This window comes from Bradyrhizobium sp. HKCCYLS2038 (assembly GCF_051167655.1).
GTDB lineage: Bacteria > Pseudomonadota > Alphaproteobacteria > Rhizobiales > Xanthobacteraceae > Bradyrhizobium.
On the sequence record NZ_JBNPTM010000005.1, the window covers coordinates 94,478 to 116,685 of the forward strand.

The window sequence follows — 22,208 nt, forward strand, 5'->3', positions numbered from 1 at the left end:
CAAAGACGAGGTTGCCGCGCGATGCCGGCTTTCACGGCGCGGCATCGGCTGCTAAATCCGCGGCCATGAAGGACGCCGTCTCTCATGTCGATTCCGGAAAGGCCCGCGTCGCTGCGATCTCGATCGCGGCGAGCGCGAGCATGGCCGCGGCGAAGTTCATCGTCGGCGTCCTGATCGGCAGTCTCGCTCTGGTCTCCGAAGCGCTGCACAGCGCCGTCGACGTCGTCGCCACCATCATCACCTGGATGGTCGTTCGGGTATCGGACCGGCCAGCCGACGACGAGCATCATTACGGCCATGGCAAGCTCGAGAGCCTGTCGGCGCTCGTCGTCATCGCCCTGCTCTACGTGCTGGCCGGCGGCGTGCTGGTCGAGTCCGTCAGCCGGCTGCGCGAGGCGGCGCCGCCGCCGTCGCTGTCGGCCATTCCGTTCGTCGTGCTGCTGATCGACATCGCGGTCAATTTCTGGCGCGCCCGCGCGCTGCACCGGGCGGCGCACGAGACCCACAGCCAGGCGCTCGCCGCTGATGCGCTGCATTTCGCCTCCGACGTGCTCGGCTCGGTCGCGGTCATCGCCGGCCTCGTCCTCACCGGGTTCGGCTTCTGGTGGGGCGACTCCGCCGCGGCCGTCGCGGTTGCCGTGATGATCTCCGTGCTGGGTCTCAGGCTGGCGCGCTCGACCGTGGAAACCCTGCTCGACCGCGCGCCGGACGGCGCGGCCGAGAAGGCGGATGCCGCGATCCGTTCGGTTGCCGGCGTCGTCGACGTCGAGCGTCTGCGCGTGCGGCTCGTCGGCGCGACGCACTTCGTCGATGCCACGGTGCAAGTGCCGCGCACCTACCCGATCGACCGCGTCGACGAGATCAAGCGCCAGGCGCAGGCCTCCGTCGACAAGACGCTGTCGGGCGCCGACGTCACCTTCACCACGGTGCCGGTCGCCTTGAGCAACGAGAGCGTGCGCGAGCGGATCATGGTGATCGCGCGCAACTCCGGCCTCGCCATCCACCATGTCACCGTGCATGACATCGGCGGCCGGCTGATCGTCGCGATCGATCTCGAGGTCGACGGCGACATGACCCTGGTCTCCGCGCACGCGATCGCGCACGAGCTGGAGCGCTCGATCCGCGAGGAGTTCGGCGCCGACGTCGAGGTCGACACGCATATCGAGCCGCTCGAGCCGGAATTGCCGTTCGGCATCGACGCACCGGCGCAGCGCGTCGAGGAGATCGCGGCGGCGCTGCAGCGCTTCGCCGCCGAGACCGACATGTATGACGTGCACAACATCCGCGTCCGCAACACCGAGGCCGGCGAGATCGTCAACTTCCACTGCCGCGCCGCGCCGTCGATGAGCGTGCTCAAGGTGCACGACAACGTCGACCATATCGAACGCGGAGTGCGGCGCGCCTTCCCGACGGTCAAGCGCGTCATCAGTCATGCCGAGCCGCCGCACGGCTGAGCCCGTGATGTCACGTGGTGTTCTCGCTTCGGACTCCTGTTGCCGGCTTTTCGCCATGGCAAATCCGCATTGGATAAGATTTATTAGCTTTTGCCAAATCGTTGACTCTCGACAGCCCGACAAATCTGGATTCAAATTGACTTGATTCGGAAGTGGCTGGGGCTCTTTCGAAATTCGGGTATCCAGGAAGTTTCGGGGGTCTACAGCATGGCGCGTGCGCATGCCGCGAACGCGTGCGTCCAATCTTCTGATTCGATCAAAGGGTTGGCGCAATCGATCGCGAAACCGGCCTATCAAAGGCTGCTGACTGCTGAGCCGGTATTGCGTCGTGCTGTCCCTACTTTGATCATTGCCTTTCTCGTCACGATCTGTCTCGGCGCCTTCGTCCAGGTGCTCGACCAGAGCCGGCAGAAGCGCGGCGCGACCAAGCGCGACCTCGCGGCCATCTCCGACCTGCTGGCCGACCGCATCGCCCACCTGGCAATGCGCCCGGACCGGGTCGCCACCATCGAGCACCTGCAGGGCCTGCTGCCCGACCTGATCCCGAGCTGGGGCGCCTCGCCCGGGCGCCACGTCATCGTCACCGGCGCCGACCATCGCATCCTGGCCCGCGTCCCGGTCGATGCCGCGCTCGGCGAGAACGACCGCATCCTCGACCTGATCTCGACCGCGCAGCTGCTCGCCACGCCGGGCCTGCAGGGCGCGGTCACCGAGATCACGCTGCCGAACGGCCGCCCGGCCTTCGCCGTCTCGCAGCTGATCAAGGCGCTGCCCGGCCGCGTCGTCGTGATCCAGGAGAAGCTCGAGCCGATCTGGGGCTCGGACGCGGCGCTGTCTGTCACGCTGTCGGCCACCACAGGCTTCGTCGTGCTCATTCTCGGCTTCGCCTTCCACTGGCAGTCGACCCGCGCCCGCGAGGGCGACCTGATCAACGACGCCGTCCGCGGCCGCATCGACACGGCGCTGAACCGCGGCCGCTGCGGCCTGTGGGACTGGGACCTGTCGCGCGGCCGGATCTTCTGGTCGAACTCGATGTTCGAGATGCTCGGCCTCGACAACCGCAGCGACCTGCTCACCTTCGGCGAGGTCAATGCGCTGGTGAACTCCGACGACATCGACCTGTTCGCGATCGCCGACCAGCTCGTCGCCGGCGACATCCGCCAGATCGACCAGAGCTTCCGCATGCGCCACACCGAGGGTCACTGGATCTGGCTGCGGGTGCGCTGTGAGCTCAGCCAGGGCACCACCGCCTCCGGCATGCACCTGATCGGCATCGCCGTCGACATCACCGAGCAGAAGAGCCTGGCGGAAAAGACCGTCGAAGCCGATCTGCGGCTGCGCGACGCCATCGAGACGATCTCCGAGGCGTTCGTGCTGTGGGACGCCAACAACCGCCTGGTGTTGTGCAACTCGCACTTCCAGAAGCTGCACAAGCTGCCGGAATCCGCCGTCATCCCCGGCACCTCCTACGAGACCGTCATCGAGGTCGGCAAGATGCCGGAGATCCGCACCCGGCTGCACGACAACAGCCAGCACGCGCAGGGCGGCCGCACCTTCGAGGCGCAGCTCGACGACGGCAGCTGGCTGCACATCTCGGAGCGCCGCACCAAGGACGGCGGCTACGTCTCGGTCGGCACCGACATCACCCGGATCAAGGAGCACGAGCAGAAGCTCGTCGACAATGATCTGCGGCTGCGCGCCACCGTCATCGACCTGCAGCGCTCGCAGACCGCGCTGGAGCGGCAGGCGATCGAGCTCGCCGACCTCGCCGAGAAGTACTCGCAGGAAAAGACCCGGGCCGAGGAAGCCAACCAGACCAAGTCGAAATTCCTCGCCAATATGAGCCACGAGCTGCGCACGCCGCTCAACGCCATCATTGGCTTCTCGGAGATCATGGGCAGCGGCATGTTCGGCTCGCTCGGCTCGGAGAAGTACCAGGAATACTGCCACGACATCCTGACCTCCGGTCAGTACCTGCTCGAGGTGATCAACGACATTCTCGACATGTCCAAGATCGAGGCCGGCCGCATGAAGCTCGACATGGAGCCGCTCGACCTCGCCAAGACGCTGGCGGAATCGCTCCGCGTGGTGTCCGGCCGCGCCCAGGACAAGAGCCTGGTGCTCGACGCCGACATCGAGGGCAGCATCCCGGTCATCGCCGACCGCCGCGCCACCAAGCAGATCATGGTCAACCTGCTGTCGAACGCGGTGAAGTTCACCCCCGAAGGCGGCCGCGTCACGATGCGCAGCCGGGTGTTCGAGGACAAGGTGGTGCTGATCATCGCCGACACCGGCATCGGCATCCCCGCGCAATCGCTGGCCCGGCTCGGCCGCCCGTTCGAGCAGGTCGAGAGCCAGATGACCAAGACCTATCACGGCTCCGGCCTCGGCCTCGCGATCGCCCGCTCGCTGACCCAGCTGCACGGCGGCTCGATGCGGCTGCGCTCGCGGATCGAGCTCGGCACCGTCGTCCGCGTCACCCTGCCCCGCGACGCGTACAAGGCCACGGCGAACATCTCCGTCGCGGCGTAGGTGGCCCGGCTGCATCAACAACCACCGCTGCCGTCCGGGGCTTGACCCCGGACCCATAACCCCAGGCCGTCGTGCGAGGCACGCTCGTCGACCATCCCGCGCCTCATCTCCGCCGCGGCGTATGGGTCCCGGGTCAAGCCCGGGACGACACCTGAGGATCGGATCAACATCTCAAACAACCACGGACCTCGGCGCGTCCGACAGAACTGGACATGCCCCCGCATGCTCGCGGCACATGGATGCCCGAGTGATGCGATCAGTCCGCCCCTCGACGATGCAAAGGGCGCAGGGAAGGCCAGGCGTCGGCTGACGCCTGCGGCCCGCCTGCGAAAAAAATGCAGGCGGCAGGTACCACAGGTGCAGCCGGACAAACCCGGCCTTCCCTGCGCGACGGTCTTAACGCTTATACGCAGTCTGCCTGGTGCGCCGGGCTTGTTGGCCACCATTCGCGACAACGCGCTTTCGCACATTGCGCGGGACACCAGCGTCGGGGTGCCAGCACGCTGCGACTTCACGTCCGCGCCGAACCGTTCGTCCGCGCATCCTCTTCAGGACACGCTGCGGCTCATCGCGGCCATCGCCTCCCCGCCTCGCGTGTCGTGACGATCGCGCGCAACGCCCCTCTGCATGAGGCGGGATGCGCACAGGAAGACACAGGAATTGATTTCTGAAAATAGGAATATTTTTCACCGCGCATCTGGACAGCGTGTCGCGCGTTGAAAAGACTGACGAAATCGGGCGCGGCGCGCATGCTTCCTTCAACAGGCGTGATCGCGCTTCACGCCACTGAACAGGCGCGTCTCTGCTCGTCGGGCAAATCAATCACAGTGAAGAAAATCGCCGCCGGCCATGATCGCATGCGCGCAGATTGGCTGTAGCAATTTTCACCAAGTGTGAGCGGCGGCTGCCGTGCGATGACCATCGCCATGATCGCACCGAGGAGAGACGGATGCTGAAGCGACTTTGGCGCGGCTGGACCAGGCCGGAGAATGCAGACGCCTACGAACAACTGCTGCGGTCGACGATCTTTCCAGGCATCATGGGTCGGAAGATCGACGGATTTCTCGGCATCGAGCTGCTGCGCAGACCGGTCGGGACCGAGATCGAGTTCATGACGATCATGACGTTCACCGATCAGGCGGCGGTTGTGCGCTTCGCAGGTCCGCAGCACGAGACGGCCGTGGTGCCAGCGGCGGCACAATTGTTGCTCAGCCGCTATGACGACCAAGCCGCGCACTACGAGCTGCGGATCGCGCGCCATGCGCAAGCCCAGGATTCGGCGACCGCATGAGGGCCATGGCCGGCCGATGACCCCGGTGAGGCCAGACCTGCTGCGACGGCATCGACCGTCCCCGCGGCCCTGGATTGCTTCGCTGCGCTCGCAATGACGCGTGGAGAGAGCCGTGCTCTGTTACTACCTATCGTGCGAGCCCAGGTACGGACGGAACCGTTTGGCACCTTCATTGCGAGCGCAGCGAAGCAATCCAGGGGCCGCTTGCTGAGCTGCTAATCGATAGCCGCGAACATCTGGCTTGAAACGCGTCGACGCCCGCCGCGCCTCACGCCTGCAGGCTCGGCGCGACCTCGCGCGCGACCTGCACCAGCGCCGCGATCAGCGGGGTCATCGGGTCGCGCTGGGGGATGACGAGGCCGATCTGGTAGTTGATGACGGGGTCGACGATCGGGATCGAGCGGACCTTGTCGGCGAGGCCGAGCGTCTCGGCGAGCTTGGCCGGCATCACGCTGGCCCAGCGGCCGGTCTTGACGTGGGTGTAGAGCACGAGCAGCGAATTGGACGTCAGCGTCGGCGTCACCTCGTTGCCGGCGGCCTTCAGCGCGCGGTCGATGATGCGGCGGTTCTGCATGTCCGGCGTCAGCAGGCACAGCGGCACCTGCCCGACCTCCTGCCAGGTCACCTGCTCGCGATCGCCGAACATCCCGTCCGGCGCGGTCAGCAGCCGGTAGCTCTCGTTGTACAGCGGGATGGTGCGGACGCGGCCGATCGGCTCGTTCTCGATGTAGGTCAGGCCGGCATCGACCTCGAGGTTCTCAAGAAGGCCGAGCACGTCCGCGGAAGTGCACGACATGATGCGGAACCGCACCTCCGGGTGCCGGGCGCGGAACGGGGTCGTCAGCGACGCAACCATGCCGAGCACGGTCGGCACTGCCGCGATCCGGATCTCGCCCGACAGCTTGTCCTTGAGGCCATTGATCTCCTGGCGCATCGCCCGGAAATCGCCGACGATCCGGCGCGCCCAGTCCAGGGTGCGCTCGCCCTCCGGCGTGAACCCCTGGAACCGCGATCCCCGCTGCACCAGCATGACGCCGAGGATCTCCTCGAGCTGCTTGATGCTGGTCGACATCGTCGGCTGGGTGACGCCGCAGGCTTCGGCCGCGCGGCCGAAATGACGCTCCTTGGCCAGCGCCAGCAGCAGTTCGAGCTTGTCGATCAAGGGGTCGGCCTTCCAGCGGTTGAGTGGCCCGGTTCCGCACGTTTTGGGAGCCTCCGGGCAGGCTGAAACCCTATCACGACGAGGGGGTGCCGGACACGGGTAAAACACGCCGCATGACGGTCGCGAGAAGGTCCGTTTTTCGTCAACTTGTAGCTACCTCACGATTGCGTTTCGCTATCGCAGCACGGGACTGCTTTATTGATATCTGGAGCATTTCCAACTTGTATGTGCGAAACGCTTGCAACGCAGAATCGGGATCAGGATGACGCCGGTGTACGAAAGTTGGGACGCGGCGCGCGGCGCCGAGATCATCGCCGAACATAGCCAGATGGAGGGAGCAACCTTGCCCATCCTCCATGCGTTGCAGGAGGCGTTCGGCTACGTGCCCGAGGATGCCCTTCCAATGATCGCATCCGCTCTCAACCTGTCACGCGCCGAGGTTTACGGCGTGTTCACGTTCTACCATGATTTCCGGGCCAAGAAGGCCGGCCGCCACGTGCTGAAGCTGTGCCGCGCCGAGGCCTGCCAGGCCGCCGGCGGTGATGCGCTCGCGGCGCGCGCCGAGGCCAAGCTCGGCATCGCCATGGGCAACACGACGGCCGACGAACGCGTCACGCTGGAGCCGATCTACTGCCTCGGCCTGTGCGCGACCGCGCCCTCGGCGATGCTCGACGGCCGGCTGGTCGGCCGGCTCGACGAAGCCCGGATCGATGCCCTCGTCTCGGAGGCCCAACGATGAGCGTGCGTCTTTTTGTCCCGTGTGATGCCGGCGCGCTCGCCGTCGGCGCCGATGAGGTTGCGCAGGCGCTGCACCGCGAGGCGCTCGCGCGCGGTGTCGAAATCGAGATCGTCCGCAACGGCTCGCGTGGGTTGTACTGGCTCGAGCCGCTGGTCGAGCTGGAGACGGCGCAGGGCCGGTTCGGCTTCGGCCCCGTCACCGCTGACGACGTGCCGTCGCTGCTCGACGCCGTCATCGCCGACAAGCCGCACAAGCTCTCGCTCGGGCTGACCGAGGAGATTCCGTGGCTGAAGCGGCAGACCCGCCTCACCTTCGTCCGCTGCGGCGTCGTCGATCCGCTGTCGCTGGAAGACTACCGCGCCCATGGCGGCTACAAGGGTCTCACGCGCGCCCTGACCTTGTCGCCGGACGCAGTCATTGCCGAGGTCACCACGTCGGGCCTGCGCGGCCGCGGCGGCGCCGGCTTCCCGACCGGCATCAAGTGGAAGACGGTGTCGCAGACCGCAGCCGACCGCAAATACGTCATCTGCAACGCCGACGAGGGCGACAGCGGCACCTTCGCCGACCGCATGCTGATGGAAGGCGATCCCTTCGTGCTGATCGAAGGCATGACCATCTGCGGCATCGCGGTGGGCGCCACCAAGGGCTACATCTACACGCGCTCGGAATATCCGCACGCCATCGCGACCATGACCAAGGCGATCGACATCGCCAAGAAGGCCGGCCTGCTCGGCGACAAGATCGCGGGCTCCAACTACACCTTCGAGCTCGAAGTTCGCACCGGCGCCGGCGCCTATGTCTGCGGCGAAGAGACCGCGCTGATGGAGAGCCTCGAAGGCAAGCGCGGCCTCGTCCGCGCCAAGCCGCCGCTGCCCGCCCATCATGGCCTGTTCGGCAAGCCGACCGTGGTCAACAACCTGCTGTCGTTCGCGGCGATCCCCTTCATCCTCGACGAAGGCGCCAAGGCCTATGCCGAGTTCGGCATGGGACGCTCACGCGGCACGATGCCGATCCAGATCGCAGGGAACGTCAAGTTCGGCGGCCTGTTCGAGACCGCGTTCGGCATCACGCTGGGCGAGCTGGTCGAGGAGATCGGCGGCGGCACCTTCACCGGCCGCCCCGTCCGTGCGGTGCAGGTCGGCGGCCCGCTCGGCGCCTATTTCCCCCGCGCGCTGTTCGATACGCCGTTCGACTACGAGGCGTTCGCCGCCAAGGACGGCCTGATCGGCCATGGCGGCATCGTCGTGTTCGACGACACCGTCGACATGTCGAAGCAGGCGCGCTTCGCGATGGAGTTCTGCGCCATCGAATCCTGCGGCAAGTGCACGCCCTGCCGCATCGGCTCGACGCGCGGCGCCGAGACCATCGACAAGATCCGCCGCGGCGAGCGCGTCGCCGAGAACATCGCCCTGGTCGAAGACCTCTGCGGCACTATGAAGCTCGGATCGCTCTGTGCACTCGGGGGCTTCACGCCCTACCCTGTGCTCTCGGCGCTGAAGCACTTCCGCGAAGACTTCGGACCTCAGCAGCCGCACCTGCAGGCTGCGGAATAGAATTTCGGGAATAAGGACACCAGCCATGTCGCTCATCCACGAAACCGATTACGGAACGCCGCTCTCCAAGTCCGAGAAGATGGTCACCTTGACCATCGACGGCCAGAGCATCACCGTTCCCGAGGGCACCTCGATCATGCGCGCGGCCATGGAGGCCGGCACGCAGATCCCGAAGCTTTGCGCGACCGACATGGTCGACGCGTTCGGCTCCTGCCGCCTCTGCCTCGTCGAGGTCGAAGGCCGCGCCGGCACGCCGGCCTCCTGCACCACGCCGGTGGGACAGGGCCTCGTCGTGCACACCCAGACCGAGCGGCTGAAGAAGCTGCGCAAAGGCGTGATGGAGCTCTACATCTCCGACCATCCGCTCGACTGTCTGACCTGCGCCGCCAACGGCGATTGCGAGCTGCAGGACATGGCCGGCGCGGTCGGCCTGCGTGACGTGCGCTACGGCAACCAGGGTGAGAACCACGTGTTCGCCGACGCCTGCGGCGAGGCCAATCCGGCCTGGCTGCCGAAGGACGAGTCCAACCCCTATTTCACCTACGATCCCTCCAAGTGCATCGTCTGCTCGCGCTGCGTCCGCGCCTGCGAGGAAGTGCAAGGCACCTTCGCGCTGACCATCTCCGGCCGCGGCTTCGACAGCCGGGTGTCGCCCGGCATGAGCGAGAGCTTCCTCGGCTCCGAATGCGTCTCCTGCGGCGCCTGCGTGCAGGCCTGCCCGACCGCGACCCTGACCGAGAAGAGCGTGATCGAGATCGGCCAGCCGGAGCATTCGGCGGTCACCACCTGCGCCTATTGCGGCGTCGGCTGCACCTTCAAGGCGGAGATGCGCGGCGAGGAAGTCGTGCGCATGGTGCCCTACAAGGACGGCAAGGCCAATCGCGGCCATTCCTGCGTCAAGGGCCGCTTCGCCTGGGGCTATGCGACCCACAAGGAGCGCATCCTCAAGCCGATGATCCGCGAGACCATCGACCAGCCCTGGCGCGAGGTCTCCTACGACGAGGCCTTCAAATTCGCAGCCGACAAGATGCGCAGCCTGCAGGCCAAGTATGGCCGCGACTCGATCGGCGGCATCACCTCCTCCCGCTGCACCAACGAAGAGACCTATCTGGTGCAGAAGCTGATCCGCGCGGGCTTCGGCAACAACAATGTCGACACCTGCGCCCGCGTCTGCCACTCGCCGACCGGCTACGGCCTCGCCACCACCTTCGGCACCTCCGCCGGCACGCAGGACTTCGACTCGGTCGAGGATTCCGACGTGATCATGGTGATCGGCGCCAACCCGACCGATGCGCATCCGGTATTCGGCTCGCGCATGAAGAAGCGGCTGCGCCAGGGCGCCAAGCTGATCGTCGTCGATCCGCGCAAGATCGACCTCGTGAAGTCGGCGCACATCAAGGCGGACTATCACCTGCCGCTGCTGCCCGGCACCAATGTCGCCATCCTGACCGCGCTGGCGCATGTCATCGTCACCGAGGGCCTCGTCAACGAGACCTTCGTGCGCGAGCGCTGCGACTGGAGCGAATTCCAGGACTGGGCCGAGTTCGTCGCGCTGGAGAAGAACAGCCCCGAGGCGATCGCCGCGATCTCCGGCGTCGATCCGGAAGCGATCCGCGGCGCGGCCCGGCTCTATGCCAAGGGCGGCAACGGCGCGATCTATTATGGCCTTGGAGTCACCGAGCACAGCCAGGGCTCGACCACGGTGATCGCGATCGCCAACCTCGCGATGGCCACCGGCAATATCGGCCGCCGCGGCGTCGGCGTGAACCCGCTGCGCGGCCAGAACAACGTGCAGGGCTCCTGCGATATGGGCTCGTTCCCGCACGAGCTGCCGGGCTACCGGCACATCTCGGGCGACGCGGTGCGCGATCAGTTCGAGGCGATGTGGAACGTCAAGCTCAACCCTGAGCCGGGCCTGCGCATCCCCAACATGTTCGACTCCGCGATCGACGGCACCTTCAAGGGCCTCTACGTGCAGGGCGAGGACATCCTGCAGTCCGATCCCAACACCACGCATGTCGTGCAGGCGCTGTCGTCGATGGAGTGCGTGATCGTGCAGGACCTGTTCCTGAACGAGACCGCCAACTACGCCCACGTCTTCCTGCCCGGCTCGACCTTCCTGGAGAAGGACGGCACCTTCACCAATGCCGAGCGCCGTATCCAGCGCGTCCGCAAGGTGATGACCCCGCTCAACGGCCTCGCCGACTGGGAGGTCACGATCGGCCTGGCCAAGGCGATGGGCTTCGAGATGACGTACAGCCACCCTTCCGAGATCATGGACGAGATCGCGGCGCTGACGCCGACCTTCACCGGCGTCTCCTACCAGAAGCTCGAGGAGATGGGCTCGGTGCAGTGGCCCTGCAACGAGAAGTATCCGGAGGGCTCGCCGATCATGCATGTCGACGGATTCGTCCGCGGCAAGGGCAAGTTCGTGGTCACCGAATATGTCGCGACCGACGAGCGCACCGGCCCGCGCTTCCCGCTGCTGCTGACCACCGGCCGCATCCTGTCGCAGTACAATGTCGGCGCCCAGACGCGGCGCACCGACAATGTGGTGTGGCATGGCGAGGATGTGCTGGAGATCCATCCGCACGACGCCGAGCAGCGCGGCATTCGCGACGGCGACTGGGTGCGGCTGACCAGCCGCGCCGGCGAGACCACACTGCATGCGCTGATCTCGGAGCGCGTGGCGCCGGGCGTGGTCTACACCACGTTCCATCACCCGCTCACGCAGGCCAACGTCATCACCACGGACTACTCCGATTGGGCGACCAACTGTCCTGAGTACAAGGTCACTGCCGTGCAGGTCTCGCAGTCCAACGGGCCGTCGGACTGGCAGAAGGCCTATGACGAGCAGGCCCGCAACTCGCGCCGCATCGCCCCGATCGTGGAGGCGGCGGAGTAGCATGCGAGATGCAGTGCGCATCGCGGATCGTCTGGTCTGGCGCGACGGAGCCCTCACCGAGGGCCACCGCCGCGTGCCGGAGGAGACCGCGGTCGCACTGACCTATAATGGCGGCACCCAGGCCGTCATGATGGCGACGCCGCACGACCTCTCCGACTTCGCCATCGGCTTCAGCCTCAACGAGGGCCTCATCACGAGCCGCGACGACATCACCTCGCTCGATGTCGTCGAGCTCGATGACGGCATCGAGCTGCGGATGTGGCTCCCCGATGCCCTCGCCGAACGCCTCGCCCAGCGCCGCCGCAACATCGCCGGCCCCACCGGCTGCGGCCTGTGCGGCATCGACTCCCTTGCTGAAGCGGTGCGGCCGGCGGCACATGTGCCCCAGGGCCGAAGCTTCACGCCCCGTGACGTCATGGCGGCGCTGGCCGCGATCGAGCCGCTGCAGAAGCTGAACCACGAAACCCGTGCCGTGCACGCCGCGGCATTTTGGACCCCTGCCCGCGGCATCGTTGCACTTCGCGAGGACGTCGGCCGTCACAACGCGCTCGACAAGCTTGCCGGCCACCTCGCGCAGACGCACAGCACGGCGAGCGAAGGCCTCGTCATCATGACCAGCCGCGTCTCGGTCGAGCTGGTGCAGAAGGCCGCGGCGATGGGTGCGCCCATTCTGGTCGCGGTGTCAGCACCGACCGCGCTGGCCATCCGCCTGGCGGAGGCTGCCGGCATCACGCTGATTGCGGTGGCCCGCAACGACGGTTTTGAAATCTTCACCCATCCCGAGCGGATCAGCCCCGAGGCTGGCGCGCGCTCTACACAGACGGACAAGTCCCATGTCGCATAGCAGCACCCACGATCGCCTCGTCTACATGGCCAACCAGATCGGAAAATTCTTCCAGAGCCAGGGCCACGACAAGGAAGTCGCCGGCGTCGCCGAGCACATCAAGAAGTTCTGGGACCCGCGGATGTTGAAGACGATCTACGCCCACCACGACGCGGGCGGCGCCGGGCTGGACCCAGCCGTGAACGAAGCGATCGGCAAGCTGAAGGCCGCGGCGGTCGCGAAGGAGAAGGCGTAGCCACACGACGACGCTGGGCGATCGCTCCCAGATCCTACTCCCCCTCCAGCAGCGCCGTGAACACGCGGCGCACCTCGCCTTGCGTCTCGCGCAGGCGTGCCTCCAGCGCCGAGAAGTCCGGTGCGTCGCCGGCGCGCGCCAGCACCCGCAGCAGGTCCTCGCCGGCTTGATCCGGCTTGAACTTGTCGCTGACGCATAGACGCAGAATCTGCGTCAGATCATGATAGAGCCGCGCCGCCTGGCGCAGGATCACGGCATCCGAACGCGACAGCACTTCGAGCCGCTCGGCGTGATCGAGCACCTGCAGCGAGCTGACGTCGAGGATCTCCGGCTTGGTCGCGGCATGCACGAGCTGCAGATATTGCGCGACGAAGTCGATGTCGACCATGCCGCCGGCGGCGTGCTTGAGGTCCCACAGATCCGCCTCGCCCTTCTCGGCCGCGATCGCGCGGCGCATGTCGGCCACGTCACGGGCGATCGCCTCGGCGTCGCGCCGGCGCTGTAGCGCCGTCTGGATGATCGCCTCGACGCGGGCGCGGAACGCCGGTGACGCTGAGATCACCCGCGCGCGCGTCAGCGCCATGTGCTCCCAGGTCCACGCCTCCTGTTCCTGATAATGCGCGAAGGAATCGATGTGGGAGGCGAGCGGGCCGGCGCGGCCCGACGGCCGCAGCCGCATGTCGATGTCGTACAGCACGCCGTAGTTGGTGCGCGAGGTAAAGGCCGAGATCAGCCGCTGCGTGAAGCGAGCGAAGTAGTGCGCGCCCTGCAGCGGGCGCTCGCCATCCGAGTCCGGTTCGTCGGCGTCGAAATCATACAGCAGGATCAGATCGAGATCCGACGAGGCCGTCATCTCGCGCGCCCCGAGCCGGCCCATCGCGATGATCGCCGTCTCCTGCCCCTTGATGCGGCCGTGCTGAGCGGCGAAGTGCTCGGTCACGAGATCATGCACGGTGTGCACGATGCCCTCGGCGACGTCGGCGAACGCCGTGCCAGCCTGCTGCGCCGACACCGTCCCTGAGAGAATGCGCGTGCCGATCAGGAACAGGCTCTCCTGGCCGAACAGCCTGAGACGATCGAGGAATTCCTCATAGGTGCCGGCATCCTGCAGGGTCGCCGCAAGACGCTGCGACAGCTCGCGCTGGTCCGGCATCGCACCGAAGAAGCGCGGATCGATCAGGCCGTCCATCAGCCGCGGCTGCCGCGCCAGCATGTCACTGAGCCGCGGCGCCGCACCGAGCACGAGCGCCACCAGCGCGACGAGATCGCGGTTCTGCCCGAGCAGGGTGATCAGGCGGCCGCCGAGCTGCAGCGCCTGCAGGAAGCCGTCGAACGCGACCACGGCGCGATCCGGCTCGTCGGCGTGAGCGAGACCGTCTATCAGCGCGGGCAGGAACTCGGTGAAGCTGGCCCGGGTCGCCTCAGAGCGGAACACGCGGTACTCGCCCGCCAGCCATCGCTGCAGCGTTTTGGCGACCATGAGCGGATCGCGGAAACCGAGCGCGGCCAGATGCTCCAACAGGCGATGTTCGTCCGGCCCGGCGCCATAGTTCACCGGCGGCAGGCTCACCGTTCCCGTGGGATCGCCTTCGAACAGCCGGGCATAGTGCCCCTGCACCACGCCGAGCTGAAACAGAAGATCCGTCGCGAACGCCTCACGGGTCTCGTAGCCGAAGAAGCACGCGAACCGCCCGACCCCTTCGACATCGTCGGGCAGACTGTGGATCTGCTCGTCCGCCATCATCTGCAGGCGGTGCTCGACCCGGCGCAGGAACTCATAGGCGACACCGAGCTCATCGCGGGCCTGCGCGGTGATCCAGTTGCTGCTCGTGAGCACGTCGAGCGCCTGCAAGGTCGGACGCACGCGCAGCTCTGGATGCCGGCCGCCGGCGATCAATTGCTGCGTCTGGGCAAAAAATTCGATCTCGCGGATGCCGCCGCGGCCGACCTTGACGTTGTGACCTTCGACCGCGATCTCGCTGTGGCCGCGATAGACCTGCATCTGCCGCTTCATGTCGTGGACGTCGGTCAGCGCCTGGAAGTCGAGATGCTTGCGCCAGACGAACGGCGACAGCTCGGCGATCATGGCCTCGCCCGCGACGATGTCGCCGGCACAGACGCGGGCCTTGATCATCGCGGCGCGCTCCCAGGTGCGGCCTTCGCGCTCGTAGTAGTGCAGCGCCGCCTCTGTCGACATCGCCACCTGCGTCGAGGCGGGATCCGGCCGCAGCCGCAGGTCGACACGGAACACGTAGCCGTCGGCGGTCCGGCTTTGCAGCAGCCGCGCCAGCGCCTGGGTGACGCGGACGAAGAACGGCTGCGGCTCGATGTCGCGGGCGAGCGAATGGCGCTCGGGATCGAAGAAAACGATCAGGTCGATGTCGCTCGAATAGTTCAGCTCGCCCGCGCCCATCTTGCCCATGGCGAGCACGAACAGGCCGCAGCCCTGCTCCGGGTCGTCGGCGTCGCGAGGGGCGAGCCGGCCGCGCACCGTTTCCTGGCGCAGCAGATGGCGCAATGCCATCTGTACCGAGGACACCGCGACGTCGGTCAGCGCCGCCGTCACCTGCATAACAGGCCAGACCCCGCCGATGTCGCACAAGGCGATCAACAGCGCTGCCTCCGCCTTCAGCTGCCGCAGCAGCCGCATCACCTCGGCCTCGTTGCCGGCAGCGAACACCTCGCGGCCGGTGCGCGCGATCAGGTCAGCGAGATGCGACGTCGGCTCACAGCGCAGCAGGCGCTCAAGGCGGTGGGCGTCGGCGCGGATGAGGTCGAACAGATAGGGTGAGCACTCGGCGATGCCGAGCAGGATGGTACGCGCCCAGCCATCGGCGAGCAGTTCTCGCAAGGCGACTGACTGAGCGGGCTCGAGCTCGGCGAGCCAGTCTTGCAGACGGTGTTCGGCTTTGTCGGGCGCACGGACATGCGGGCCGGCTACGAAACGCCCGGCCAGAATCCGCCCGTCCGCGTTTCCCGGCGCGGATGAGGTCATGCGGCCTTCTGTGGCACATCCTGCGTCGGCGCCGCAAGCTTCGCGGGCACGCCCGCACCGGCGGGCAGAACGAGCGTTGCGATCAGCCCTGGCCTGGCGTCGGCGAGCCTGAGTTCACCGCCATGCAAGGTCGCAACCGCGGAGGCCAGACTGAGTCCGAGCCCGGAACCCGGCAATGTGCGGCTCGCTTCGAGCCGCACGAAACGCTCCACTGCGCGCTTGCGCTCGGCCTCCGGGATGCCTTCGCCATGATCCGTGACGCTGAGCAGCACCTGGCCGCCCTCGCGCCGCGCCTCGATCACAATCTCACGGCTTGCAGCCGCGGCAACCGGATCGAGCGGCAGCGCCGCCGGCTTGCCGTATTTGATGGCGTTCTCGACGAGATTGGCGAGCGCCTGGCTGATCAGCTCGCGATTGCCATGCACCGGCGCCGCCGCAGCCTTGACGCGCAAGGTCATCTCGTTGTCCTCGGCGAGCGGCTCGTACAGTTCGTGAATGCCGCCGGCCACGTCGGCGGCGTCGAACTCGACCATGTCGCCGCGCGCCTGCCCGGACTCGGCGCGTGCGATCATCAGCAGCGCATTGAAGGTGCGGATCAGGCCGTCGGACTCCTCGATCGTGCGCTCCAGCGCGCTGCGATATTCCTCTTCCGAGCGCGACTTCGCCAGCGCCTCCTCGGCGCGGTTGCGCAAGCGCGTCAGAGGCGTCTTCAGATCGTGCGCGATGTTGTCGGAGACCTCCTTGAGGCCGGTCATCAGCGCCTCGATGCGTTCCAGCATCGCGTTGAGGTTCTCGGCCAGGCGGTCGAGCTCGTCGCCGCTGCGCCCGACCGGCAGCCGCCCCGAAAGGTCACCGGCCATGATCGTGCGGGTCGTGCCGGTCATGGCATCGATTCGGTGCAGCACCCGCCGCGCGACGAAGATGCCGCCGCCGATGCCGAGCACGACGACCACCAGCACCGACCATTGCGCCGCCTTCGCGACGATGCCGAACAGCCGCCGCCGCTCCTCGAGATCGCGGCCGATCAGCAGACGAAAGCCGCTCTCCAGCTGCGTGACATAGACCAGCGCGCGATGGTTATGCTCGCTGCCGTCGTCTAACCGGCGATAGAACGTCTCCGACCAGCCGGACGAGCCCATCACGCCGGGCGCAAGCGAGCCGACATTGCCGGCGATCATCTGCCCCGTCGGCGTGGTGATGAGATAGAGATTGGCCCCGGGCCGCAGCGCGCGGCTCTCGATCGCGCCGACGATCCCGCGCAGGCCCCAGCGGGAGAAGATGTCGGTCATTTCGCCGATCTCCGAGCTGACCGTGGTCGAAATCTGCTCGGTGATGAGGCGGCGGGTGTTCCAGGCGAAGTAGCCGAGCAGCGAGGCGGCGAACAGCGCAAACAACAGCAGATAGACCAGCGTCAGCCGGAACGCCGTGGTCCTTATCAGCTTGCCGAAAGCCGTCACTAACCTGCCCTCAAAGCGCTCAACCTCCCGGCCGTCCGGGCCAGATCGTCGAACCTATCAAACGGGCAGGCTAGCCAGAAGTGACAAAGCGTTCATGAACGGCGCCGGTCACGCAGCGTCTCCCACGGCCGGCATTTACCGTCGCGCGGATCGTCCGGTGAGCGTCGGCAGGCCCAACAGCGAGGACAGTGGCGTCGGATCGCGGCTGAGCAGCGCCAGATTGAACGACGAGGTCCCCGGATCGGACGACTTCAGCAGGGGAATGCCCAAGACCGCCGACAGCGAGAACGTGCTGCTCGCAAGCTCCGGGACGTTCCAGAATTTGGCAAACGGCGTCGGATCGTCGAGCAGGACCGGCATCTGCAGGATGCACGACATCGGCGTCGCTTCGTTCCACGGCATCACATGGCTCTCGGGCTCGGTGATGCCGGACTCGATCGGGCCGTACTTGGCGAGGATCCGTAGCGCCTTGCCAGCGCCGGTGAACGGCGCGTGCACGGTCACCAGGGATCCGCCTTTGCGGATCCCCTGCGCGTAGACACGCGCGTGAGACTTCAGGACGTATCCCCGGGTGATGGCCGCGATGAGATCGTCATCGGACTCGCCCACGCTGTTGCTCGAGACGAGATGGACGTCGGAATAGCCCGCGTGCTCGAGCTCCAGCTTTGCGTTCGCTGCCTGCGCAGGCGTTGGGTACATCCGACAGATCGTCTGGCTCATGGCTCTTTCCATTCTAATGTGGTGCGGACTTCGCCGTTGTCGTGCCGCACTCTCGACCTGACGCTCCGGTCCGAAGAAAGCCCGAGCTCGCCGGGGCGAACGAGACGGGCCATGATCAACAGCGTGGCAAGCAGCATGACGATTTCCAACGCGTAGACCGAAACATATCCTGCCGCGGCGCCCAGTGCGTTCTGCGGTGCTGCGGCAGCAACGAGGTCACGGATGACCCCGCCGAGCGCGATCGCCACGCCGGCGGCCGACGCCTGGACCGCTCCCCAGGCGCCGAGAGCGAGACCGGTCTGCTCCTGCGGCGCCGACTTCATGGTGGCGGTGAGAGTTCCGTGGCCGAACAGGCCTGCGCCGAAGCCGATCAGAAACGTGCCGAGGGCAAACAGCGCGGCGGACGACAGCGGCGCGGCAGCGATCACCGCAATGAATGCCGGGATGCCGGCCAGCACGCCGTAGCCGGCCATGCGGAACGGATCGAAGCCGCGGCTCAGGATTCGCGAAGCCAGGCCGAATCCGGACAGGCCGCCGACCGCAAGAGCCGCAGTGAGCTTGGTGGTGTCTCCCACCGTGAGATGCAGTATCTGCCCGCCATAGGGCTCAAGCAGGACATCCTCCATGCTGAATGCCATGGTGCCGAGGCCGATGGTCACGAGCCGGCGCATCGCCTGCCCGCCGCTGACATAGCTGTCCCAGGATTCCCGGAAGCTGGGCTGCCGCCGGGCCGTCGTCGTCGCGCGGCCGCGCGCCTCCATCTTCCACAACGCGGTGGCGTTGAACACGATGGTCGCGATGGCGGTGCCCTGGATGACCTGGACCAGACGCGCCGGACTGAAATTCGCGAGCAGGATGCCGAACAACAGCGCGCTGGCGATGGTGCCGAACAGCAGCATCACATACATCAGCCCGACCACCTTCGGCTGCGACTCGACCGGCGCAAGATCCGTCGCGAGGGCGAGCCCGACGGTCTGTGTCATATGCAATCCAACCCCGACCAGCAGGAAGGACAGCGCGGCGCCGAGCTGACCGATCCAGGCCGGCGCGCCGGCAGCCTGGCCGCCGCCGGACAGCACCAGCAGCGCGAATGGCATGATGGCGAGGCCGCCGAACTGCAGCATCGTCCCCTTGTAGATGAAGGGCACGCGCTTCCAGCCGAGTTCGGAGCGGTGCGTATCGGAGCGGAATCCGATCACGGCACGGAACGGAGCGAAGATCAGCGGCAGCGACAGCATGATGCCGACGAGCGATGCCGGCACCCCGAGTTCGACGATCATCACACGATTGAGCGTGCCGATCAGAAGCACCAGCGACATGCCCACCGAGACCTGAAACAGCGACAGCCGAAGCAGCCGGGAGAGCGGCAGATCGGGCGTCGCGGCGTCTGCAAAGGGCAGGAAGCGTGATCCCAACCCGATCCAGCTCTTCATCAAATTCTGGCTGACACGGTTCATCATCACTGAGATCAACGGTTCATCATCACTGGAATCGTCCGAGCAGATGCGCACCATCATTCAGGGGCGCGCCGGCTTTCGTCGTGACCATGAAGGTGGCCGGGATCCGCAGATCCCGGACCTTTTCAGTTCGCCGCCGTCCGTTCTCACGAACGGCTATTTGGCGTCGCGCGGCGCGAGTGTCGCGAGCGAAACCCGGTCCGGCGCCTGTGGCGCGGCGTCGTCAGCCGCAGCTTGAACCTGCGCAGGAGCAGGCGCGACCGTGACCACGAAGGACGAGGCGGGCCGTGCGCTGTCACCAGCCGCGGGAGCGACCGAAATGACATAGCCCGGCACGGCCTGCGTATTCAGGGCCACCGGCGACACCGTCTCCTCGAGAGACGCCTTCTTGGACTTGCCGCCTTCCCAGTAGGCGCCCATCCAGGAGGTGTGCGACAGGATCGTGTAGTGGACGCACAGCGAGGTGAGCGCGACGCTTCCGAGAAACAGCGGCAAGCCGACGGTGGGGTTGACCACGCACCAGATACGACCTTGATTCATGGCAGCCCCCTCAATGCAGCCAGGGCGAATAGATATACGCCAGCAGGTGCGCGACACACGCGATCACGAAGAATACGCGTGCGCCGTCGATGACATGCTTGTGCAACTCCTCCGATTCCGGGATCGTCAGTCCCGTCGGCCAAACTCTGTTGGGATCATCCGGCATCAGGTTACCTCCTGTGTTGTCGTCCTCGTGGTTGGTCTCGTGCTGCCCCCGCGTCGGGCCGCAATTCACCTTCGCGAGCGCAGGGCTCGCACCTGGACTTAGGCAACCGGTTCAATCCGCGCACGACGGTGCCACCGCCGGCCCGCATGAGCAGCGTTTTGTTGTCCAGACTGGCGGTGTTCCCATCCGGGAACCGGACGGGAACCGCCGCACGTAAAATCTGATTTACATGCGTTAATGTCAAATATAATGGACATTGACGGCTGTCAGGATCATCCCGGACAGCGAGAGTCCTGATGGGCCCGCCAGTCGCGCCGATAAGCGACGGTCAGCCGTTCAGCGAGGGCGTGGTGACGACGCGAGCCATCGATCCCATCTCGGAGAGCGCGGCCTCCGCCGGCAGCGTCGATGCGACGGACCTGACGCCTTGCGACCGCGAGCCGATCCACCGGCCGGGCGCGATCCAGCCGCATGGTGCGCTGCTGGCGTTCGCGCCGGACCGGCAGCGAATCACCCATGCCGGCGGCGACACGCTGGGCCTGCTGCGCAGGCCGGCGCAGACGCTGCTCGGCGAGCACGTTGCGACGCTGTTTTCTGCCGACCAGCTGCGGCGGCTGCACGGGCTGGCAGCAGGCGCAGGCCCGGCGCGCGCGGTGCATGCCTTCAGCAGTGTGGCCGGATCGCCGGCTTCGACCAGCGCCGACGTGACAGCGTTTCGCAGCGGCGCCCTGCTGGTGCTCGAGATCGAGCCCCGCCGTGAGCAGCCGCCCGACAATCCGCTCGCGGCCGTCACGAGCATGCTCCGCAGCGTCCAGCAGACCGACGCAACGCCGTCGTTCTGCCAGGCGGTAGTCGACGAGGTCAGGCGCCTGATCGGCTTCGATCGGGTGATGCTGTATCGCTTCATCGATGACGGCAGCGGTTCCGTCATCGCCGAGGCCGCGAGCCCCGGCGTCGAATCGTTTCTCGGCCTGCACTACCCTGCGTCCGATATCCCGAAGCAGGCGCGCGAGCTCTACTGCACCAACTGGATTCGCACGATCCCCGATGCGCGCTATGAAGCGGCGCCGATCCTGGCCCTGCCAGATGCGCCCTCCTCCGCGACGCTCGATCTCGGCCCGAGCACGTTGCGCAGCGTGTCGCCGATCCATCGCCAATACCTCGCCAACATGGGCGTGGTGGCGTCGATGTCGATGTCGATCATCGTCCGCGGCCGGCTGTGGGGGCTGATTGCTTGCCATCATCGCGAGCCGCGCTACCTGCCGCATGGCTTGCGCGCGGCGTGCGAGCTGTTCGCGGAGATGGTGTCGTCGCAGCTCGAGGCGCGGCTTGCCGCCGAAAGCCTCAAAATCCAGCAGCGCAGCGCTGCGGTCCATGAGGATCTGCTCAATCGTCTGAGCCAGGAATCCGAGCTCGCGGCCGGGCTGATCCGCTCGCGGCCCAATCTGCTCGACCTCGTTCCCGCCGGCGGCGTCGGCCTGTGGATCGACGGCCACTTCACCCACATCGGCGCCACGCCGGATCGCGACGAGATCGAGGCCCTTGTCGGCTGGCTGAGCGCGACCGTGACCGATGACGTGTTCCAGACCGACCAGCTGCCGCTGATCTATCCGCGCGCGGAACGCTTCGCCGCCGTCGCGAGCGGAATGCTCGCCTTGTCGGGCTCCAAGACCGCGCGCGACTACATGCTCTGGTTCCGGCCCGAGCTGGTCAGGACGGTCAACTGGGCCGGACGTCCCACCAAGGCGGAGCAAGGCGAGCGTCAGATGCTGACGCCGCGAACCAGCTTTGCGATGTGGCAGCAGCAGGTCCGGCTGCACGCCTCGCCCTGGCTCGAGGCCGAGATCGAAGCCGCGCAGCGGCTCCGCGTGGCGCTGCTCGAGGTCGTGCTGGGCCGGGTCGACCAGCGCACGCGGGAGCGCCCCGCTGCAAGCCGGGCCGACGCACCGTCCGCTGGCGAGCTCAGCCTGCGCGAGGTCGAGGTCGCGCGGCTGACCGCGGCCGGATACAGCGCCAAGACGATTGCGCTGAAGCTGAAGATCGGGGTCAAGAGCGTCGAGACCTACAAGAAGCGCTGCATGACCAAGCTCGGCTTCCACAACCGCGTCGAGCTGATCCACTATGCCATCGCCAAGGGCTGGCTGAGCGCGCCGTAAAG

16 protein-coding genes and 1 pseudogene are annotated in these 22,208 nt (G+C 66.7%); 10 read left to right on the forward strand and 7 right to left on the reverse strand.

All coding sequences use genetic code 11. The features are described 5' to 3' along the window. Nucleotides 1–65 precede the first annotated feature (65 nt). The 4 genes from ACQR1I_RS22420 to ACQR1I_RS22435 all read left to right on the forward strand — a co-directional run bounded on the left by ACQR1I_RS22420 (nucleotide 66) and on the right by ACQR1I_RS22435 (nucleotide 5,277). Nucleotides 66–1,454 (forward strand): cation diffusion facilitator family transporter, encoded by a 1,389-nt coding sequence (locus ACQR1I_RS22420; RefSeq protein ID WP_434871097.1) that lies wholly within the window; start codon nucleotides 66–68, stop codon nucleotides 1,452–1,454. 207 nt (nucleotides 1,455–1,661) lie between these two features. Continuing rightward, nucleotides 1,662–3,986 carry an ATP-binding protein gene (locus ACQR1I_RS22425; protein ID WP_434871098.1) on the forward strand — a complete coding sequence of 775 codons (2,325 nt, stop codon included), beginning with the start codon at nucleotides 1,662–1,664 and terminating at the stop codon, nucleotides 3,984–3,986. A gap of 716 nt (nucleotides 3,987–4,702) precedes the next feature. Then, complete coding sequence (locus tag ACQR1I_RS22430; protein WP_434888842.1) at nucleotides 4,703–4,864, forward strand: hypothetical protein; 162 nt, start codon at nucleotides 4,703–4,705, stop codon at nucleotides 4,862–4,864. Between the two features lie 71 nt (nucleotides 4,865–4,935). Next, nucleotides 4,936–5,277, forward strand: a complete 342-nt coding sequence (locus tag ACQR1I_RS22435) for an antibiotic biosynthesis monooxygenase (RefSeq protein WP_434868431.1) — start codon at nucleotides 4,936–4,938, stop codon at nucleotides 5,275–5,277. Nucleotides 5,278–5,545: 268 nt separating this feature from the next. On the opposite strand, the gene ACQR1I_RS22440 is transcribed toward ACQR1I_RS22435, so the two are convergent. Further along, on the reverse strand, nucleotides 5,546–6,439 hold the full coding sequence (locus ACQR1I_RS22440; RefSeq protein ID WP_434868430.1) for a LysR family transcriptional regulator: 894 nt from the start codon (nucleotides 6,437–6,439) through the stop codon (nucleotides 5,546–5,548). 262 nt (nucleotides 6,440–6,701) lie between these two features. Between ACQR1I_RS22440 and ACQR1I_RS22445 the strand changes: the two genes are divergently transcribed. The 5 genes from ACQR1I_RS22445 to ACQR1I_RS22465 are packed head-to-tail and all read left to right on the forward strand — an operon-like array spanning nucleotide 6,702 to nucleotide 12,715. Then, entirely contained in the window at nucleotides 6,702–7,178 is a 477-nt protein-coding gene (locus tag ACQR1I_RS22445) for a formate dehydrogenase subunit gamma (protein WP_434868429.1), read from the forward strand. Further along, complete coding sequence (locus tag ACQR1I_RS22450) at nucleotides 7,175–8,731, forward strand: formate dehydrogenase beta subunit (RefSeq protein WP_434868428.1); 1,557 nt, start codon at nucleotides 7,175–7,177, stop codon at nucleotides 8,729–8,731. The genes ACQR1I_RS22445 and ACQR1I_RS22450 overlap by 4 nt, the downstream gene beginning before the upstream one ends. 25 nt (nucleotides 8,732–8,756) lie before the next feature. Next, nucleotides 8,757–11,636: a formate dehydrogenase subunit alpha gene (gene fdhF / locus ACQR1I_RS22455; RefSeq protein WP_434868427.1), complete on the forward strand. Its 2,880-nt coding sequence runs from the start codon at nucleotides 8,757–8,759 to the stop codon at nucleotides 11,634–11,636. Nucleotides 11,637–11,649: 13 nt separating this feature from the next. Continuing rightward, a complete protein-coding gene (gene fdhD, locus ACQR1I_RS22460; protein ID WP_434868461.1) occupies nucleotides 11,650–12,480 on the forward strand; it encodes a formate dehydrogenase accessory sulfurtransferase FdhD in 831 nt (276 codons plus the stop codon). After that, nucleotides 12,470–12,715, forward strand: coding sequence for a formate dehydrogenase subunit delta (locus ACQR1I_RS22465; protein WP_434868426.1), 246 nt, complete (start codon nucleotides 12,470–12,472; stop codon nucleotides 12,713–12,715). The genes fdhD and ACQR1I_RS22465 overlap by 11 nt, the downstream gene beginning before the upstream one ends. 34 nt (nucleotides 12,716–12,749) lie before the next feature. Here the strand turns inward: ACQR1I_RS22465 and ACQR1I_RS22470 are convergent, their stop codons facing one another. The 6 genes and pseudogenes from ACQR1I_RS22470 to pufB all read right to left on the reverse strand — a co-directional run bounded on the left by ACQR1I_RS22470 (nucleotide 12,750) and on the right by pufB (nucleotide 20,050). Then, the gene (locus ACQR1I_RS22470) at nucleotides 12,750–15,710 is read right to left on the reverse strand and encodes a bifunctional [glutamine synthetase] adenylyltransferase/[glutamine synthetase]-adenylyl-L-tyrosine phosphorylase (RefSeq protein ID WP_434868425.1); all 2,961 of its coding nucleotides are present in this window, start codon (nucleotides 15,708–15,710) and stop codon (nucleotides 12,750–12,752) included. After that, nucleotides 15,707–17,167, reverse strand: coding sequence for a sensor histidine kinase (locus ACQR1I_RS22475; protein WP_434868424.1), 1,461 nt, complete (start codon nucleotides 17,165–17,167; stop codon nucleotides 15,707–15,709). The genes ACQR1I_RS22470 and ACQR1I_RS22475 overlap by 4 nt, the downstream gene beginning before the upstream one ends. Before the next feature lie 135 nt (nucleotides 17,168–17,302). Next, nucleotides 17,303–17,887: a hypothetical protein gene (locus ACQR1I_RS22480; protein WP_434868423.1), complete on the reverse strand. Its 585-nt coding sequence runs from the start codon at nucleotides 17,885–17,887 to the stop codon at nucleotides 17,303–17,305. Continuing rightward, complete coding sequence (locus tag ACQR1I_RS22485) at nucleotides 17,884–19,344, reverse strand: PucC family protein (RefSeq protein WP_434868460.1); 1,461 nt, start codon at nucleotides 19,342–19,344, stop codon at nucleotides 17,884–17,886. Before ACQR1I_RS22485 ends, ACQR1I_RS22480 begins: the two co-directional genes overlap by 4 nt. A 363-nt stretch (nucleotides 19,345–19,707) precedes the next feature. After that, nucleotides 19,708–19,884: pseudogene (locus ACQR1I_RS22490) on the reverse strand (light-harvesting protein); the annotation flags it as partial. 10 nt (nucleotides 19,885–19,894) lie between these two features. After that, entirely contained in the window at nucleotides 19,895–20,050 is a 156-nt protein-coding gene (gene pufB / locus ACQR1I_RS22495; protein WP_008963656.1) for a light-harvesting antenna LH1, beta subunit, read from the reverse strand. 296 nt (nucleotides 20,051–20,346) lie between these two features. On the opposite strand from pufB, the gene ACQR1I_RS22500 reads away from it, so the two are divergent. Next, entirely contained in the window at nucleotides 20,347–22,206 is a 1,860-nt protein-coding gene (locus ACQR1I_RS22500; protein ID WP_434868422.1) for a GAF domain-containing protein, read from the forward strand. Nucleotides 22,207–22,208 lie beyond the last annotated feature (2 nt).

Excerpts from the sequence above, each read along its gene's own strand:
- ACQR1I_RS22465 (WP_434868426.1), top strand. The coding sequence starts at position 12,470 with ATGTCGCATAGCAGCACCCACGATCGCCTCGTCTACATGGCCAACCAG.
- ACQR1I_RS22470 (WP_434868425.1), bottom strand. The coding sequence starts at position 15,710 with ATGACCTCATCCGCGCCGGGAAACGCGGACGGGCGGATTCTGGCCGGG.
- ACQR1I_RS22480 (WP_434868423.1), bottom strand. The coding sequence starts at position 17,887 with ATGAGCCAGACGATCTGTCGGATGTACCCAACGCCTGCGCAGGCAGCG.
- ACQR1I_RS22450 (WP_434868428.1), top strand. The coding sequence starts at position 7,175 with ATGAGCGTGCGTCTTTTTGTCCCGTGTGATGCCGGCGCGCTCGCCGTC.
- ACQR1I_RS22425 (WP_434871098.1), top strand. The coding sequence starts at position 1,662 with ATGGCGCGTGCGCATGCCGCGAACGCGTGCGTCCAATCTTCTGATTCG.
- fdhF (WP_434868427.1), top strand. The coding sequence starts at position 8,757 with ATGTCGCTCATCCACGAAACCGATTACGGAACGCCGCTCTCCAAGTCC.
- ACQR1I_RS22485 (WP_434868460.1), bottom strand. The coding sequence starts at position 19,344 with ATGAACCGTGTCAGCCAGAATTTGATGAAGAGCTGGATCGGGTTGGGA.
- ACQR1I_RS22420 (WP_434871097.1), top strand. The coding sequence starts at position 66 with ATGAAGGACGCCGTCTCTCATGTCGATTCCGGAAAGGCCCGCGTCGCT.
- pufB (WP_008963656.1), bottom strand. The coding sequence starts at position 20,050 with ATGCCGGATGATCCCAACAGAGTTTGGCCGACGGGACTGACGATCCCG.
- ACQR1I_RS22435 (WP_434868431.1), top strand. The coding sequence starts at position 4,936 with ATGCTGAAGCGACTTTGGCGCGGCTGGACCAGGCCGGAGAATGCAGAC.
- ACQR1I_RS22500 (WP_434868422.1), top strand. The coding sequence starts at position 20,347 with ATGGGCCCGCCAGTCGCGCCGATAAGCGACGGTCAGCCGTTCAGCGAG.
- ACQR1I_RS22445 (WP_434868429.1), top strand. The coding sequence starts at position 6,702 with ATGACGCCGGTGTACGAAAGTTGGGACGCGGCGCGCGGCGCCGAGATC.